Source organism: Ensifer sp. BR816 (genome assembly GCF_000378985.1).
In the GTDB taxonomy this organism is placed as follows: Bacteria; Pseudomonadota; Alphaproteobacteria; order Rhizobiales; family Rhizobiaceae; genus Sinorhizobium.
The window spans coordinates 519,101-534,624 of sequence record NZ_KB905371.1 but is presented as its reverse complement, the minus strand read 5'-3'; the positions used below and the strand labels follow the sequence as shown (position 1 = coordinate 534,624).

Genomic DNA, 15,524 nt, shown 5'->3' with positions numbered 1-15,524 from the left:
TTCAGAGGCGGCGGCCGGTAGGCCGCCGGAAATAGCTGGGGAGCGGTCACTTCGCTAGCTGCGGGGAAATATCCTGACCGAACCATTTTTGGCTGATTTTTGCCAGCGCGCCGTCCTTGACAGCCGCTTCGATCGCCTTGTCGAAGTTTCCGACGAGATCGGCATCCTCCTTGCGAAGGCCGACACCAACGCCGGGGCCCCATGTGCCGCCTGAAAGCTGCGGGCCGAAAAATTTGACCGCCTTGCCCTCTGGTGTGCCGAGAAACTGCTTCCATTGCAGGTAGTCCCCCAAGCCGCCGTCAATGCGCTCGGAGGTGAGGTCGAGCTTCAGATTCTCCTGACTGTCATAGCTGCGCACCTCCGCAATGTCGCCGAAGAGTTCCTGGACGACAGCCTCCGAATTGGACGAGCGAAGGACCCCGAGAGTCTTGCCCGTCAGGCTTTGGCGCAGTTTTTCGATGGTCTCCTTCTTCGTCGCGTCGATGTCCGTCAGGTTCAGCTTCGCTTCGATGTCGCTCGGCGGCAGGTCCAGAGCCCGCCGCATGACGATCTGGTTCGGCGCAACTGCATAGGGAACGGAGAAGGAAATCGATTTCTTGCGCTTTTCCGTGATCGACATGCCGGCGATGATTGCATCGTATTTCTTCACCAGAAGGCTGGGGATGATGCCGTCCCAATCCTGGGCGACGAAGGTGCATTGCAATTTCATCCGGGCGCAGAGCTCATTGCCGACGTCGATGTCGAAGCCGACGAGCGCGCCATTTTCGTCGATATAGTCCCACGGCGGCGAGGCTCCTTCCGAGGCAATCGTGATCGCCGTTCGCTCCTCGGCATGGGCAAGACCGGCGACGAACAGGAAGGCCGTGACGGCACAAGTCAGATGTCGTCTCATGTTATTCCCCTTTTCTTGGTTCGGTTTCGATTGATGCGATGTCTATTCGCTGTAAGCTTTCCCGGAGGCCACAGCCAACACCCGTTTCGTCCGTGTTCCAGGCTTCTGCGAGTTCCGGCAGCGTGATGCGGTCTGCGCCCGACGAGCCGAGCAGGACCGCTACATCCCCGAGCGTCGCTTCGGGAATATTCGTGACATCGATGCGGAGATGCTCGAGGTGGATCGGCGGGACGATCTGCGCGCGCCGTCCTCTGACGAGCACCGACGCCGAGGAGCCTAGGTTGCGCGGCACGCCATGCCCCCAGCCGATCCCCAGCACCGCCAGGCGCATGGCCGGGTGGTACCCTGGCAGGTTCGGAGGCACCCCCATACTGTCGTCGCACGTCTTGAGCGCAACGATCCTCGCCTTGATCGCCGACAGAGCCGGGCGGCTGGACAGGACTCTGCGCCCGGTGCGGGAACGTGTCAGTCCAAAGATAAGCGCACCAGGATCGACCGCGTCCATGTCGAATTCCGGATGACTAAGCAGGGTTTCGCTGCTTGAGACCATGACGGTTGCGGGAAGCTGCCCCTCCGCCTTCAGCCCTTGTAGGAGCGGCGTCAGTCGCGCGACCTGCGCCAGTGCCGAGGAACCGGCGTCGCCGAACTCGCTGAGATGGGCATAGAGACCGTCAACGGTGACAGTGCTTTGCGAGGTGCATAGATCCGTCAAGCGTCGAAGATCGGAAGGAGCTACACCGGCGCGCCAAAAACCCAGATCGACCTTCACGAAGATCTTGAGCGGAGCGCCAGTCGATAGCCAGCCGGCCAGATCCTCTTCGCCGGAAATTGAAATCGTCAGATCGAGGTCGCGGACAAGATCGGCAGCGTTCGGGCCAATACCCGGATACATGAGGATCGGTTTTCCTGGCGCAGCCTTTCGGACGGCGATGGCTTCGGCAATGGACACCACGCCGAAGGCGTCGACGCCCGCCGCGGACAAGATGGAAGCAACCTTCCCCGCCCCGCATCCGTAGGCGTCCTGCTTCAGGCAGGCGAAGATTTTTGTGTTAGGGCTGATAGCCTCTCGAATGGCGCGGTAGTTGGACGCTACGGCAGACAGGTCGATTTCACGCCAGGCGGTCTCACAGAGCTGCGATGGGTTTTCGAAGGGACTATTGTTCATGAGCCACCTGCTGCAAGGCGACCCGGCCCAGGGGGGTTTTTGCCCGCGGAGCGGCATTCAACCGACCCTCTAAGGCGTGGAAAAAGCCGGTCAGAAGGAATGTCAGACCGAGATAGAGTACGCCGGCGGCAATGAAGATCTCGTAGGGCGCAAAAGTTTCTGAAACCAATTTGCGCGAAAGTCCGGTTATCTCCAGCAGGGTCACAGTGCTGGCGAGCGACGTCGCTTTGACGAGGCTGATAACCTCGTTTGCATAGGATGGAAGAACGCTTCTAAAGGCGATCGGGAAGATGATCCGGCGCTTGATCTGCAATGGCGACATTCCGACCGCCTGTGCCGCCTCGACCAGGCCGGTGGCCACGGCCTGGATGCCGCCGCGAAAAATCTCCGTCGTGTAGGCGGCACTGTTGAGGGAAAAGGCCAGCAGGCAGCACCAGAAAGGATCGCGCAGTAGGACCCAAAGGACGCTTGAGCGAATGATGCCGATCTGGCCCAAGCCGTAATAGATGATGAAGAGCTGGACAAGCAGCGGCGTGCCGCGAAAACCATAGGTATAGGCGAGCACAGGCAGAGAGAGCCACTTCCGGGACGACGCTCGCATGAAGGCTAGGGGCACGGCGAGGACGAGTCCTGCCAGGAGCGATGCGGCGGTCAGGAGGAGCGTCAGCGGAATGCCGCTGGCGAGCGTGACCGTGCTGGTGAGGAGGAGTGTAATATCCATGACGTGGCGCCTCACCGTCCGGGAACGGCGAAACGCCGTTCGAGGAGATTGAAGATGACCAGCGCCAAACTGGTCAGCGCGAGATAGAGAGCCGATGCCGCGAGATAGAATGTCAGCGGCGCCCGCAACGAGCCCGCGCCGATGGCGGCGACGCGCATGATATCGGTCAGTCCGACGATCGAGATCAGTGACGTTTCCTTGACGAGGGAGATCCATTGATTTGCAAGGGCCGGCAGAGCAATGCGCAGCATTTGCGGAAGGATGACCAGCAGCCAGGCCTGCCATGGGTGCAACCCGAGCGAACGGGCCGCCTCGATCTGTCCTGTTGGTATGCTGAGCACGGCGCCTCGAAAAATTTCTGCCGTATAGGCGCCGAAGACAACGGTGAGGGAGACGACCCCAGCGAGGAACGCGTTGACCTCGACATAGCGGCCGAAGAAGGCGCTGATGGCGACCGTTCCACCGAAATAGATCAGCAGAATGATGATGAGTTCAGGAACGCCGCGAATAATCGTCGTGTAGAAACCAACCATCACGCTTACCGCCCTCCACCGCGACAGCCGTCCTGCGGCGGCAAGCAATCCGAGCGCCATGCCGAGCGCGCCGCTGACAAGTGCCAGCAGTACCGTCGTCTTCAGCCCGTTCACAAACTGCAGCATGAAACCGTCCATGTGCGAAATCCTTCTATCGATGTGAGGCGAGAAAGCTGCGAAGGCGGCCGGAGACGGGAGAGGAGAAGAATTTCTGCGACGGGCTCTCCTCTTCGATGAGCCCGCGGTGCATGAAGGCCGCGCGTGTCGACACCTCGCGTGCGAAGGCCAATTCGTGGGTGACGATCACCATGGTGCGCCCCTCGTCCGCAAGCGTCGCCATGACGCGTAGCACCTCGCCCACCAGCTCCGGATCGAGCGCCGAAGTCGGCTCGTCGAAGAGCAAGACGCGCGGCTCCATCGCAAGCGCCCGGGCAATCGCCACGCGCTGCTGCTGGCCGCCGGATAGATGGCGCGGATACGCGCCCGCCTTGTCCGATAGCCCGACCTTGGCAAGGTAGTGCCGCCCGAGATCGGCAGCTGCATTGCGCCGTATTCCCTTTACGAGGACGGGGCCTTCCGTGACGTTCTCAAGTGCCGTCATGTGAGGCCAGAGATTGAAGCTCTGGAATACCATGCCCATGGAAGCTCGCACCCTTCGAACCTGCCGATGGTCGAGGATTTCGGCCTGCCCGCCATGCTGGGATTCGGATCGGATCGCCAGCTTCTCGCCATGCACCCAGATGTCGCCGCTATCGGGAACGGTCAGAAGATTGAGGCACCGGAGAAGTGTGCTCTTGCCCGAACCGCTGCTGCCGAGGATCGAGAGGATCTCGCCGGTCCTAACGATGAGGTCAACACCGCGCAGGACGTCGTTGCCGCCGAGCCGCTTTTCGATGCGCTCGGCGCGAACGCCGTGTGCCGGCAGCTCTTTCACCGTCGGTTCATGCATCGTCCCATGTCCTCGCAGAAGACGTCCTGCCGCCTGCGCCAGCTGCGCCGAATGCTGGACACGACAACGCCCTTGCTGCACGCATGGAGCGGCACCACCCTTTCGGTTACGAATTTCGATATATCGGAACACTTTGCGTTCCGGGGACGCCCGATGTCAGTTGGCGCGGCGTTCTGAAGTCAGAATTGCCTTTAGTTTTAACCGCGTCAATTTATAAGCAAGATTATTAGTCGATAAGCGTGACTTATATATTGAGACTGTCATCCGGCCAGATATGAAGAGCTCCGCTCTAAACAGGTATAAGTCGATCTTTGCACATGCAGAGCTACAATCGGCGCGCGCGCGGGAGAAAACACCATGGTGGTAATCGCAGGGACAGGCGTCACGCTCCGCCAGCTTCAGATTCTGCGCGAGGTCGTCAGAACAGGCTCGGAGCGGGCGGCCGCGAAGGCCCTCGACATCACCCAGCCTGCCGTCAGCCAGCAGATCAAGCAGTTGGAGGCCCTGCTTGGCGTGCAACTGTTCGTGCGGGACAAACGATGACCCTCTTTCGCGATGCCGATGCGACCTTCGTGCAGATGGAAAGGATCGCTAGGACTGTCTCCTCCCTGAAGGGCATCGACAGCGACACGATCAGCATCGCGGCGCCACATGTCTTCTCGCTCCAACTTCTTCCTGAGGCCATCCGTAAGCTGCGTTCACGCCAGCCGATCGCGGCGGTCCACCTAAAATCCGGCACCTATCGGGAGGTGGCGGACCACGTGCTCCAAGGACGTGCGGACCTCGGGCTTGCCCGGCTGCCACTGGATGAAAACGTCTTCGACTGGCGCCCGGCGACGACGGCGACGAATGTCTGCATTTTCCACCCGGCCCACCGGTTGTCGCAAAAGGACATCATCAGACCGGAAGACTTGGTCGGCGAACCGCTTGCGGATATCGAACCGCAGATGCAATCGCATCTCATGAACGAAAACGCCCTGAGATACATGGGCGTAGAGCCGCATTTGGCTATCCAGGTGGACATTATCGGCCAGGAGGTCAGCTTCGTCGCCGCTGGGCTCGGCATTTCGAGCAGCAACACTTTTGCGGCCCGGCAGTTTGCGTCTTTTCCCGTCGAGATCCGCCCCTTCGAGCCGAGCGCCCTGTATCACTATGTCGTGTTCTGGCAAAAGGGTCGGCATCTTGGACCTATATTGCAGGATACAGTCAATGTTCTCGTCGAGTGCGCTGAGGATAAGCCAAAAACCGCGGATTAGTGAAGCACGCAACGCCCGAGCAAACTGAAAGTAATGCACTTGCGCCTGCGCAGTACACCGATAGGAAACGCCGTCTAAGCAAGGGCTTTTGCGGGAGGGAATGAGAGTCTGATCAACCGTCGTCTCTGAGTTCCACCTCCAGCCCTGTCCAGCTTCAGCCGATCCAACTGCTTCGCAAAACCTGCCGAGCAGCCGATCTCCTCTTGCCTTCTATTTGCAACTTGAGTCCTGGATACGTTCTCAAAAGTCCGGACAGATTCGGTACTTTCGTGTCGTGACGCCGTCACAGCGAATCGTCAGAGGGCTGGCGATCTCGATCAACCAGCCTAGATATTCAATCGGCGCCGCATCGGCATCGTCAGAGGGGATACGATGGATTTCACGCGACCCTTGAGTTTCGATCCACTTGGATCCGAGGAATTGGAAATGATCGAAAGCGCACTCCACCTCGAACTGCAAAGGCGGGCATTGTCGCGTAAGTCAGAAGAGGCCGAAGCGCTCGCTGCAAAGCTGATTGCTGCCTATCAGGCCGGGATTCGTGATGATTTCGGCTTAACAATTGTCGCAGGGCTGTCTTGAGGTTCGGCGCGTTTGGCGACGAATGTTTCCTGTTCAGCGGAGAGGTCTTGCAGGCCAATTTTTTAGCATGGTCCAGATACCTTCGCGACTTCGCCTCTGTCTCGCAGCACAAAGACAGCGATCAGGAAAGCCTGAGCCAACGCCAGAGCGTAGGCGCCCAGGATGGCGGTGCACGGTACGGCAAAATTGAGCTGCGGTGCAGCGCCGAGCACCACGGGCACGCTCCAGGATACCGCAGAGACAACACCGCACCAGATCAGCGCGACTTTCGTCCTCGGTTTCAGTCCCGCCAGCAGTTGACTTCCAATCCGCCGGCGAAGGAACGGCAGGACAAGCCGGTGAATGGCAAAGCCGTTGATTGACAGAATGGCGACGATGGTGACCTTGGCCCAGATTTTTGGGTTCATCAGCTTTTCCGGCTCACTCATCTGATAGAGTAGGAGGAATCCGGCGCCGGAAATCCACAGCAACAGGAGACCCAGGGCGACAAACCGGCTGACCCACTCGATGTTGCTGATAAGCTCTGCCGTCATGGTCATGCGGCGATAGCGCGCGATGAACAGATCGAGAAACACGGCCCCGCCAAATCCGATGACCAGGCCGGCGAAATGGACGAGCCTCAGGAACGTCCGGACATAGGATAGGCTTTGCGGCTGCAGCGCCGGCGTGAAAGACAACAAAGACTCAAGACCGTTCAATTTCTTGTCCTCCCGAAAGGCGCGCGCGAACACACACGCACCTCGGAGCGAGGGCATGCCAATTGCGCAGCACCGACTCATTTCTCATTGAAACTCAAAGCGGAACGCCATCGAAGTGATTCCGCCAGCGCTCGGCTTCTTCTATTTAAAGGTGAATGTCATAGTCAAGTATGAAAAATCGCTAATTAAGGGATGAGAGATCAGGCTAACGGTTCGGCTGCTTGAAGCCGGTGCATCGGTGCGCCTCTGCCATCACCATGCCCCTTCGAGTTTAGGTCACGACGATTGAGGCGCCGCCCGTCAGGCCGGCTCCGGCGGCGGTCAGAAGCGGCCTTTCGCAATGCTATGACCGTTCCACGCCATGCGATCGCGAGCGTGAACAGAGAACATCCGTCGAGAAGCCGAATGTCCCTCCCGAACAGGCCCGATTGGTAGACACTCCGCGGGACGTCCAGGGAGTCAGATCCTCGCGGGCGATCAGAGGGCCGGCCGCGCAACTGGCGACCCTTGACTGAACGAGGCGACCGCGAACCCTTGAAACAACCTTGGATGAAGTGCGGCTTTGCACGATCACCGCCGTGGATGCTCGATATCCGCGACGGTCCGCAATGCTCGACCGGTTGACGGCCCGGAATAGACGTCGGCGGTGAGAACGTCGTCCGCAAAAACGATACCCGTGTCTTCGACGATTTTTGCCACCGGCACCTGGAAATTCTGACCCGGTTTTGTGCTGTTCGGACCGATCGGCAGGCGTTCGAACGGAATGTTGAGCGCATAATCCTGCTGGCTGACCATGTAGCCGCTGGTAAAGAGTCTCTCGTTCTTGTCGGTGACGGCAATCACCTTCCAGAAAAACTGCGGGATCAGAATTCCCCTTTGCTCTTCATCGTCCGAGCGGAAGAGCGGGCCGGAGAAGACGGACGCCTGCACATCCTCGTCGTCGGTGTTGTAGAGCAGGAAATTCTCCAGCCCCTGCCACAGATCGGCGCCCTGATTGAAGCCCCAATATTGCGGCGAGCAATTGGTCCACTGAAACGTGTCGTCATTTGCCTGTTTGGCGACGCGGATCTCTCCCCAAACCGGATCGAGGCGGCGCACCAGGTGACCGCGGTCGAAATAGTTCTTCGAGGGAACAGGCTCGTTGCCATAGAGCTCGTCGCCGTTTTGCAGTTCCTCGGGCACGCGCGGATCGTAAAACCACACGTCATTTCCCCGTTCCAGGTTCGTCCAGCGGGCACCGTCGATATTCACGGCCGTGTAATAGGCCATCTTGCGTTTGGGATCGGCGTTCAAGACGACAGAAAAATGCTGGTAGCGCAGAACGTCATCGATAGCGCCGGCGACCTTCGCAGGCGTTCCATGCCGCAGCGCATTGGCCCCAAGCGTCGGAAGCGCGATTTCGACGGGCAGGAATTTTGGCTGATAGCCTACGCGTCCATCGAAGTAATTGGCCGGATGGGTATGCCGCGTCGGCCGGCGTCTGGCCTCGGCAGCTACAAGCCGCAAGGCCGGTGCGGCGGCGATGAGCGGTGGACCGATGATGCTCTCTGCTGGCGCTGTGCCGGCAAACGGCTTCACCCCGGTCGCATCAGCGATAAGGTCATCGACCAGAGTCGAGCGCGCGAAGCCGGGAACTGCAGTCCGCTGTTGAACGTCAGCGATCAGCTTGGAAATGCGAACGCCTTCGTTGGCGAGCCACTTCACTTTCTCAACGGGCAGGTTGATGGCGATGCGGGCCGGCGCGGTGGTCTTGTCGGTCAGCGCCCAGTGTTCCTCACCATCGATCATGCTGCGGTCAGGAACACCTGCGTGATGCAAGCAAACCACCTGCCATGCATCGGTGAACACGGCCGCGCCCGAAGATCCGTTGGCGGTGTCGGACGAGTACCAGAGGAAGTTGTCGCGTTCCGGATCCGCGTCGTCGCCATATTTGACGAACTTGTTTTCCCGGAGCGAGATGCGCTTTGTCTTGGCATCGGGATGCTGAATGATCGTCGCGTACTGGCCGACCTCCGTCTTGCCCGTGCGTGCGTCGAGGCGCAGAAAACCAAGATCCGAGATCGGCGTGGCGCCATCCTCACTGCTTTCGGCGATCGCGACGATCGTATAGTCGAGGGCATCCTTTGGGCTGGTCACGAAACCGTCTTGCGGGGAAAGGCGGAAGCGGGTCGTGCGCTTCAGACGGCCTTCGGCGTCGAGTTCGTAACCGAACTCGACCGTTGCCTTGAGAGCGTCTTCAGGCGAGTCGATGACGTGGTTGTTGGTCAACAGCAGTCGCGGGCCGATCAGAAACCCTGTCCCCCAGTCGCTGCCATCGCCCACAGGCGCGGCGACATTGATCCTGCAGACGGCGCGGGCTGCCATCAGACCACGCTCGAGATAGTTGATTTCGACGAGATCGTTTGCGCCGATGAGGGACTCGAAAACGTCGAAATTCACGCCGGCACCGGCCCTCGCCCGGTGGACGACTTGCTCGATCAACCGCATGGGGTCCACCTCGGGCGTCGCCTCGCGGCCCGCGGCGATTTCATCGACCAGTTGTTCGTCAGCGAATTTTGAAATTTCCATTGCCAGCCCCTTTCCAACTCTGGCGAGAGGCTACAGCGCGCAAACAACAATGGCGTGACGATCCCTCCTGGTATTGAAGGACAGCGCGTCAGGTTTAAGCATCGAATGCGGGAAGGCGCTCGCACACATGCCGGCGTTACCTCAGTGATAAATTTCCAGAGGCCGGTTCTTCGGCAATTGGCTCAGCAGACGTCCGCCGGCTCACCTCTGACGCTGTTAGCTGCGGCGGCCATGTGGGCGCGAGGTGTTTGAAAAGTAATATAAATTACCTTGTGTGAATATTGCGTGACATGTGGGTTTATTCGCCCCGCCGTTATCGAATTGTTATCCGATGCCCACCTATCGATGGGGCGATGCTGCGACGCACAATCGCGACTGCTACTTCATTATAATTCAGGGATGTCTCATGGGCTGGGTCGATCGTCTCCTCTCGCGCTTCAAAATCCGTACGAAGGTGATGCTGCTGGTATTGCCCTTCATCATGAGCATTACGGCGGTCGGTGTGACCGGGATATTGGCATCGGGGCTGCTGCAGAACCGCATGGCGATATCCAATGACGTTGCGGCATCGCTGCGTGGCTTCAAGGATGTCTATGTCGCGATGATCAGCTTCCTCGATCAGACGACCGACGAGAACCGGGGGCTCGTCTTTACGCGGCTCGAGGAGCAGCGCAGCGCGCTCGACGCCGCCCGTGCACGCCTGACGCCTCAATCCGAAGGCTGGGCGGAGCTCGACAGCGCCTCGACAGCACTCGCCGCGATCAGCGGCCGGATGGACGACCTCTGGGCGCTGCATGCCGATGAAGCGCGGCTCGAGGCCGGCATCAAGGACGCGCTGGACGTCATCAACACGTCGCAGACGGATCTGCTCGCCGCCGCCGCCGCGTATGACACGTCATTCAGGTCCCAGGAAGACGACGCCAAGCAGAAATTGCGCGACGTGCAGAAGATCCTCTCGGCGACAAGCTTTGTTGCTGCGCTGGGAGACGCATTTGCCGCACGCAAGGATGACAGCGCAGGGTATCAGCGGCTCGCCGCGGCAATGGGCGACCTGAAGGTCCACCAGAAGCTGCTTTCGGTGGCATTACCGAAAAATTCCAAATCGCTGGGCAAGGCATTCTCGGGCAGCGCGAAGGCATTAAAGGCGCTCGTGGACGACACGGCGCGCCAGCCGGAAAACATCCAGAAAATCGTCGATGTCTTCGCTGAGTTCAAAACGCTGAAGGAGCCGCTCGAAGCGGCGGCGACCCTGAAGATGCAGGACGTGTCCGCCACGTTCGATGAGCTCGGGACCTCGCTCGCCAAGGCCGGGCTCGTGATCCAGGACACGCGGCATCTCACTGATGCCATCTACCTGACCCGCATCGCGCTTGCCGAGTTCATGCTCGACCGCTCAGTGGAAAAGCAGTCGACGCTCGCGACGCATCTCGCGGAATGCCGGAAAGCACTCTTTGCGCTGACCGGATCGGCGGGCGAGCTCGCTTTCGCCGGGGAGCAGTCGGCAAAGCTCGCGCCGTCTTTCGACAGGATTGAGCAGTCCACGACTGAACTCGTCGACGCCACCGGCAAGCGAGCCGAGCAATTTGAGGGCGCCGCCGCCGAGATCGACCAGATCGGCAATGAGCTTTCGCTGTTCGCCGATCTGCAGCAGAGCGCGGCCGGCCGCCAGAGCCAGGATGCCAACATGCTGTCCGTCGGTGCGATGGCGCTGGGCGTGATCATCGCGCTGGTTTGCGGAGCGGCGCTGGTGCTTACGTTGAAGGGACCAATCGGCCAGATCACCCAGGCGATGCGCAACCTCGCCGGCGGCATGCTCGACACGGCTGTCGGCAATCAGAACCGTGCCGACGAGATCGGCGAGATGGCGCGTGCGCTTGCCGTCTTCAAGACCAATGCGAAGGCGAAGGTCGTTCTCGAACAGCGGTCCGAGCAGGAACGCGCCGCAGCCGACGCCGAACGTGGCCGCAACGAGGCGGACAAATCCCGCCGCGATGCCGAAGTCGCCTTCGCCGTCGATGCCTTGGCGGACGGGCTCGACGCCATGGCGAAGGGCCGGCTGACCTTTACGATCGAAGCACCCTTTGCCCCGACGCTCGACAAGCTGCGCACCGATTTCAACGCCGCCGTCGCCGGCTTGCGGCAAACCCTTGTCGACATCCGCACGACTTCATCAGTAATTCAGGGAAGCGGCCGTCAGATGGCCGAGGGGGCCAAAGCGCTCTCGGGCCGCACCGAAGAGCAAGCCGCGTCGCTCGAAGAAACGGCCGCAGCCGTCGACCAGATCGCTGCCACGATCCGCAAGGCGGCGGACCAGGCGGCGAATGCCGACCGCACCGTTTCGAAGGCAAAGCAGGGAGCCGACCGGTCTACCGTTGTCGTCGGCAATGCGACTGAGGCGATGGGGCGCATCGAGGCTGCCTCCAGCCGGATCGGCAGCATCATCGAGGTCATCGACGACATCGCCTTCCAGATCAACCTGTTGGCGCTCAATGCGGGGATCGAGGCGGCGCGCGCTGGCGAAGCCGGCAAGGGGTTTGCCGTCGTCGCACAGGAGGTGCGGGAGCTTGCGCAGCGCTCCGCCGGGGCCGCCAGGGAGATTGCCACGCTGATCGGAAATGCCACCGCCGAAGTCGGCACAGGCGCCGGCCTGGTCGCCGAAACCGGAGCAGCGCTCATGGATATCTCCAACCACATCCTCGGCATCTCGACTGAGATCGAGGCGATTGCGCTGTCGAGCCGGGAGCAGGCCGCCTCGATCGCCGAGGTCAATGGCGCGATCACCCGGCTCGACCAGTTGACGCAGAGCAATGCGGCCATGGCCGAGGAAACCGAAGCCGCGAGCTGGACCCTGTCGGGCGAGGCGGACTACCTCAAGGAACTCGTCGACCGGTTCGATCTTGGTGAGAACAACGGCAACCAATCGGAAACAATGAGGGCGGCCTGAATGATGTGCGTAGTCCGATCGACCTCCCGCGGCTCGTTGCCCTCTTGAAAAGGCAGCGGCAATCGATTTATCTGGCACCATAGTCGAGAGCGCTGATCCGTCGGTGCGTTGAACGATTGTTTCACTCGGCTTACCGAATTCGAGCGGACCGCATGCGGTCCGCTTTCTCGTTGAGGGGGATCTGTTGTACCTGCTCTATTTGGATCAGTGAGGTCACTCACACGATCCAAGGTCGGATTATTTCGTTCTCGCCGGATTTAGCGTCTTCGAACGTCCGACCCATTGGTTGGGACCGCAAATTGACCCTATCGCAGCGGATTCAGTGCCCCCCCGCGATATCGAGTTTCATGGAAATCCGATGTGTCGGGCAATGACATCTGGAAAGTTCGCCAATTACCCTGACCCGGCTCGTGGACAGTACCGGGCTGACCAGGGGCGGATTGTTCAGACCATCGACCCGCTCGTGAAGCGCGGGCTTCTCATCGAGGTAACGGGCAAGAACGCGATGGGGGGGGCACGTAGCGGCAATTTCAAATCACCCCCGCGGTGCTCCAAGGTCTGGCGCTTATTATTGGCATTCCTTTGGGCGCTTAGTGATCTAACGGTGCTGGAGTGCATGGTGTCGCAAGACCTTATCTTCCGTTCCTGTAACCTCGGCAGAGCCTCCCTTGCTTCCCGGTCATGGACATTCGCGCCGGCATGTCAGCTCCAAAAACTACTTGCTCATCGTCGTTGTCTGGAGCCTCTGTCACGACCCCACAAGGACGTCCGTCACCTCAGGGGCAGATGACGTCGGCTGGCGCCGGATTTCGTTTTCTCACCGAGGCGATTGAAGCGCGCTAGGTATTCGGCATGTTTGTAGGTAGGCTCTGCCTGCTCTACGATTGCCCTAAAACCTCACCCTGCATGCCACGCAGATTAAGCTCCTTAGCGTCCGGCCGCCCGCGAGCGACGCCGCGATAAACTTAGCGATCGTGCCGGCACATATCAGCGCCGCAGGCTCACCGGATCGGCAACTCGGGCATTGGAGAGTCGGCCTACCGACAAGCCGCAGCCATTACCTGCCGGGCCAGCGCTAGCCGATCGACCCGTCAGGTCTGGTTGCTGGTCTTGAAGGGAATCGAACCAATGGCCGGTCTGTTTGGATGGGCTAACGCCTTGAATATGCAGCAAGTCTCGATAAGTTGAAGGCCGAGCCGCGAGGCACTACTTCGCGAACTCGCGATACAGCTCGACCGTCGGTGCGTGCGTATCGATCGTGTCGGCGACCTTGGCTGTTATCGGCAGGTTCTTCTTTTCCGCGTCCCATACCGCCCTAAAACGTTCAACCGTCTCGCGCGCGGTGTCGATCACCAGCTTCTCGGAAAGCTCCGCTTTCGCAGCCAGATGCGCGAGCTCGTCCTTCGACAGCGCCGCCATCTTTTTTGTGCGGGAGAAATTGAGCGCCGCCGTATCTTCCCCCTCGATGTAAGGGATAGTCGACAACAGGTCATACGCTGGTGAGAGCGCAGGGGTGCGGCGATCAGGATAGATGAGCGACCAGTTCTTCAGGTGCATGTCGCCATTGCCGATTAGCGTGCTGAAGACTAGCCGCCGGATGAATTCCGCCACGTCGGCCGTGCTGGTTTCGATCCCCAGCACGCGGCCGATCATCCGGTAATTGCCCTTATCGTATTTATGGTCGGGAAAGACGCCGAAGACCTGAGCAAAATCCTCGATATGCACCGGTCCCTCCGGCGTGCGGTCAAAACGCTTGATCGCCAGCGCCTGCCCGTGCAGCTCGCCCACGCCTTGCGGCAGACCGCTCACGGCATCGAGATCAACCAGCTGGATCTCGGGCACGTCCGTGCCCATCATGCGGGCGATGGTCATCATCGCGAACTCGTTCTCGGGCACGCCGCTATATTGCTGAGAGGGCAGCTTGACGATCCACGAGCCACCCGTGCCCTCGGCCGGAATGGTCAAGCCGCCGCCCTTTTTGTCGTTCTTAAAGGCCGAGAATTTCAGCTGCACACCCGCCAACGAAAAGCGTAGCGCGTTCGGCCGAGCTTCAACGATAGCCCGCTCGTCATCCGGAGGCGCGTCATCCCCTTCGGAGGGATGCACCGTCACAGCCCCAGGCAGGTCGCGGCCGAGCATCCAGAGCAGGAAGAATTCCCGCGATGGCTTCACACCCGCACGACCAGCGAGGTATTTGCGCAGCGGTCCTTCCGGCAGTAGGTTGGAGAAGAAGGGCGGGACCACCATGTTGTACGGCCTGAACTTCGTGATGAGCGCACCGAACGGGTCTTTCAGGGACAGGCTAAGCGTCGGCCGCTTTTCGTCCTCGATATAAGCATCGTTGAACGCGAGGATGGTGCGCCCGTCCTGCAGGTTTGTAAGGGTCGCAACCGGTTGACCATACAGTCTGACATCGAGGACCGTGACCTTAGGCATTATCGTCTTCCTCATCCAGCGCATAGGCCGAGCGAGGGACCACCGCGTCACGGTCGCGGTGCACAGCGGCGTTGCGTATCTGTCTTACGGCATGTGCGATCCTGCTCAGTTCCTGACGGGACGGAGGATCGTCCTGCCACCGGTCGAGGCGTGCAGTCGCCTCTTTGAATGTGTCCATCTCCTCGGCCGGCAGAGGAAGATGCCTTAAGAGCGCGAGACTGTCTTTGAATGTATCTGCCTCGGAAGCACTAGCGAAGGCGCCTCTGTGCTGCGCAAACCACCGATCAAGGCGCCCCACCAGTTTGCGCTGGTCCGATGTCAGGACATCAGTCGATACGGATGTACTATCGAGGATGTTGCGGATCGCCGGCATCAGTTTTTTCGGGGCAAGAATAACCTCAAGGTCGAGCGCGCGCGCCGCATCCACTAGGCTGCCAAGCCCGGGCTCCATGGTGCCCCGTTCTATCTGAGAAATATGGCTTTGCGTGAGGCCTGATCGTGCGCTCAGCTCGCGCTGGCTCATTTTCTGCGCTTCGCGCGCAGCGCGCAGCTGCTGCGTTATATGCTCCGTTTTATATGCCATATCATTATCCTGTATCGTACGAGGCGAACCATACATGATAATATATAGCGAATCCTACAGAACGACGCAATGTTGATATATAAAACCGTATCATTATGGTGAACTATATGCAATCCTATATCAGGCTGCAGTCTTAGGACTCACAATTACTCACCAGCTCCTATAGCCACCAGTGCGCGCAGCAGTTCAACCGTTCAACC

At 59.9% G+C, this 15,524-nt stretch carries 13 protein-coding genes; 4 read left to right on the top strand and 9 right to left on the bottom strand.

All coding sequences use genetic code 11. From position 1 onward, the window contains the following. Window positions 1-46: 46 nt before the first annotated feature. Genes RHIBR816_RS0132180 through RHIBR816_RS0132160 form a run of 5 tightly spaced genes read right to left on the bottom strand, consistent with a single transcriptional unit; the run spans window position 47 to window position 4,260 of the window. Window positions 47-892: a transporter substrate-binding domain-containing protein gene (locus RHIBR816_RS0132180; RefSeq protein WP_018240706.1), complete on the bottom strand. Its 846-nt coding sequence runs from the start codon at window positions 890-892 to the stop codon at window positions 47-49. A 1-nt stretch (window position 893) separates the two neighbouring features. Then, a complete protein-coding gene (alr, locus tag RHIBR816_RS35010) occupies window positions 894-2,114 on the bottom strand; it encodes an alanine racemase (RefSeq protein ID WP_084811380.1) in 1,221 nt (406 codons plus the stop codon). Then, window positions 2,047-2,778: an ABC transporter permease gene (locus RHIBR816_RS0132170; protein WP_018240704.1), complete on the bottom strand. Its 732-nt coding sequence runs from the start codon at window positions 2,776-2,778 to the stop codon at window positions 2,047-2,049. The genes alr and RHIBR816_RS0132170 overlap by 68 nt, the downstream gene beginning before the upstream one ends. Window positions 2,779-2,789: 11 nt before the next feature. After that, entirely contained in the window at window positions 2,790-3,449 is a 660-nt protein-coding gene (locus RHIBR816_RS0132165; RefSeq protein WP_018240703.1) for an ABC transporter permease, read from the bottom strand. A 13-nt stretch (window positions 3,450-3,462) separates the two neighbouring features. Further along, window positions 3,463-4,260, bottom strand: a complete 798-nt coding sequence (locus RHIBR816_RS0132160) for an amino acid ABC transporter ATP-binding protein (protein ID WP_018240702.1) — start codon at window positions 4,258-4,260, stop codon at window positions 3,463-3,465. Between the two features lie 357 nt (window positions 4,261-4,617). Here RHIBR816_RS0132160 and RHIBR816_RS37815 point away from each other — a divergent pair, with 357 nt between their 5' ends. The 3 genes from RHIBR816_RS37815 (at window position 4,618) to RHIBR816_RS0132150 (ending at window position 6,095) form a co-directional block, all read left to right on the top strand. Then, window positions 4,618-4,803, top strand: coding sequence for a LysR family transcriptional regulator (locus RHIBR816_RS37815; protein WP_157628293.1), 186 nt, complete (start codon window positions 4,618-4,620; stop codon window positions 4,801-4,803). Further along, the gene (locus RHIBR816_RS35005; protein ID WP_157628292.1) at window positions 4,800-5,516 is read left to right on the top strand and encodes a LysR substrate-binding domain-containing protein; all 717 of its coding nucleotides are present in this window, start codon (window positions 4,800-4,802) and stop codon (window positions 5,514-5,516) included. The genes RHIBR816_RS37815 and RHIBR816_RS35005 overlap by 4 nt, the downstream gene beginning before the upstream one ends. 372 nt (window positions 5,517-5,888) lie before the next feature. After that, on the top strand, window positions 5,889-6,095 hold the full coding sequence (locus RHIBR816_RS0132150) for a hypothetical protein (protein ID WP_026187679.1): 207 nt from the start codon (window positions 5,889-5,891) through the stop codon (window positions 6,093-6,095). A gap of 62 nt (window positions 6,096-6,157) precedes the next feature. Here RHIBR816_RS0132150 and RHIBR816_RS35000 read toward each other — a convergent pair whose 3' ends face one another. Beyond that, a complete protein-coding gene (locus RHIBR816_RS35000; RefSeq protein WP_018240700.1) occupies window positions 6,158-6,826 on the bottom strand; it encodes a hypothetical protein in 669 nt (222 codons plus the stop codon). Between the two features lie 537 nt (window positions 6,827-7,363). Further along, window positions 7,364-9,361: a DNA/RNA non-specific endonuclease gene (locus RHIBR816_RS0132140; RefSeq protein WP_018240699.1), complete on the bottom strand. Its 1,998-nt coding sequence runs from the start codon at window positions 9,359-9,361 to the stop codon at window positions 7,364-7,366. A 406-nt stretch (window positions 9,362-9,767) separates the two neighbouring features. Between RHIBR816_RS0132140 and RHIBR816_RS0132135 the strand changes: the two genes are divergently transcribed. Beyond that, window positions 9,768-12,305 (top strand): methyl-accepting chemotaxis protein, encoded by a 2,538-nt coding sequence (locus RHIBR816_RS0132135; protein ID WP_018240698.1) that lies wholly within the window; start codon window positions 9,768-9,770, stop codon window positions 12,303-12,305. Between the two features lie 1,206 nt (window positions 12,306-13,511). On the opposite strand, the gene RHIBR816_RS0132130 is transcribed toward RHIBR816_RS0132135, so the two are convergent. Then, window positions 13,512-14,741: a type II toxin-antitoxin system HipA family toxin gene (locus RHIBR816_RS0132130; protein ID WP_018240697.1), complete on the bottom strand. Its 1,230-nt coding sequence runs from the start codon at window positions 14,739-14,741 to the stop codon at window positions 13,512-13,514. Then, a complete protein-coding gene (locus tag RHIBR816_RS0132125; RefSeq protein WP_018240696.1) occupies window positions 14,734-15,324 on the bottom strand; it encodes a helix-turn-helix domain-containing protein in 591 nt (196 codons plus the stop codon). The genes RHIBR816_RS0132130 and RHIBR816_RS0132125 overlap by 8 nt, the downstream gene beginning before the upstream one ends. Between the last annotated feature and the right edge of the window lie 200 nt (window positions 15,325-15,524).

Excerpts from the sequence above, each read along its gene's own strand:
- RHIBR816_RS0132180 (WP_018240706.1), bottom strand. The coding sequence starts at position 892 with ATGAGACGACATCTGACTTGTGCCGTCACGGCCTTCCTGTTCGTCGCC.
- alr (WP_084811380.1), bottom strand. The coding sequence starts at position 2,114 with ATGCCGCTCCGCGGGCAAAAACCCCCCTGGGCCGGGTCGCCTTGCAGC.
- RHIBR816_RS0132170 (WP_018240704.1), bottom strand. The coding sequence starts at position 2,778 with ATGGATATTACACTCCTCCTCACCAGCACGGTCACGCTCGCCAGCGGC.
- RHIBR816_RS0132165 (WP_018240703.1), bottom strand. The coding sequence starts at position 3,449 with ATGGACGGTTTCATGCTGCAGTTTGTGAACGGGCTGAAGACGACGGTA.
- RHIBR816_RS0132160 (WP_018240702.1), bottom strand. The coding sequence starts at position 4,260 with ATGCATGAACCGACGGTGAAAGAGCTGCCGGCACACGGCGTTCGCGCC.
- RHIBR816_RS37815 (WP_157628293.1), top strand. The coding sequence starts at position 4,618 with ATGGTGGTAATCGCAGGGACAGGCGTCACGCTCCGCCAGCTTCAGATT.
- RHIBR816_RS35005 (WP_157628292.1), top strand. The coding sequence starts at position 4,800 with ATGACCCTCTTTCGCGATGCCGATGCGACCTTCGTGCAGATGGAAAGG.
- RHIBR816_RS0132150 (WP_026187679.1), top strand. The coding sequence starts at position 5,889 with ATGGATTTCACGCGACCCTTGAGTTTCGATCCACTTGGATCCGAGGAA.
- RHIBR816_RS0132140 (WP_018240699.1), bottom strand. The coding sequence starts at position 9,361 with ATGGAAATTTCAAAATTCGCTGACGAACAACTGGTCGATGAAATCGCC.
- RHIBR816_RS0132135 (WP_018240698.1), top strand. The coding sequence starts at position 9,768 with ATGGGCTGGGTCGATCGTCTCCTCTCGCGCTTCAAAATCCGTACGAAG.
- RHIBR816_RS0132130 (WP_018240697.1), bottom strand. The coding sequence starts at position 14,741 with ATGCCTAAGGTCACGGTCCTCGATGTCAGACTGTATGGTCAACCGGTT.
- RHIBR816_RS0132125 (WP_018240696.1), bottom strand. The coding sequence starts at position 15,324 with ATGGCATATAAAACGGAGCATATAACGCAGCAGCTGCGCGCTGCGCGC.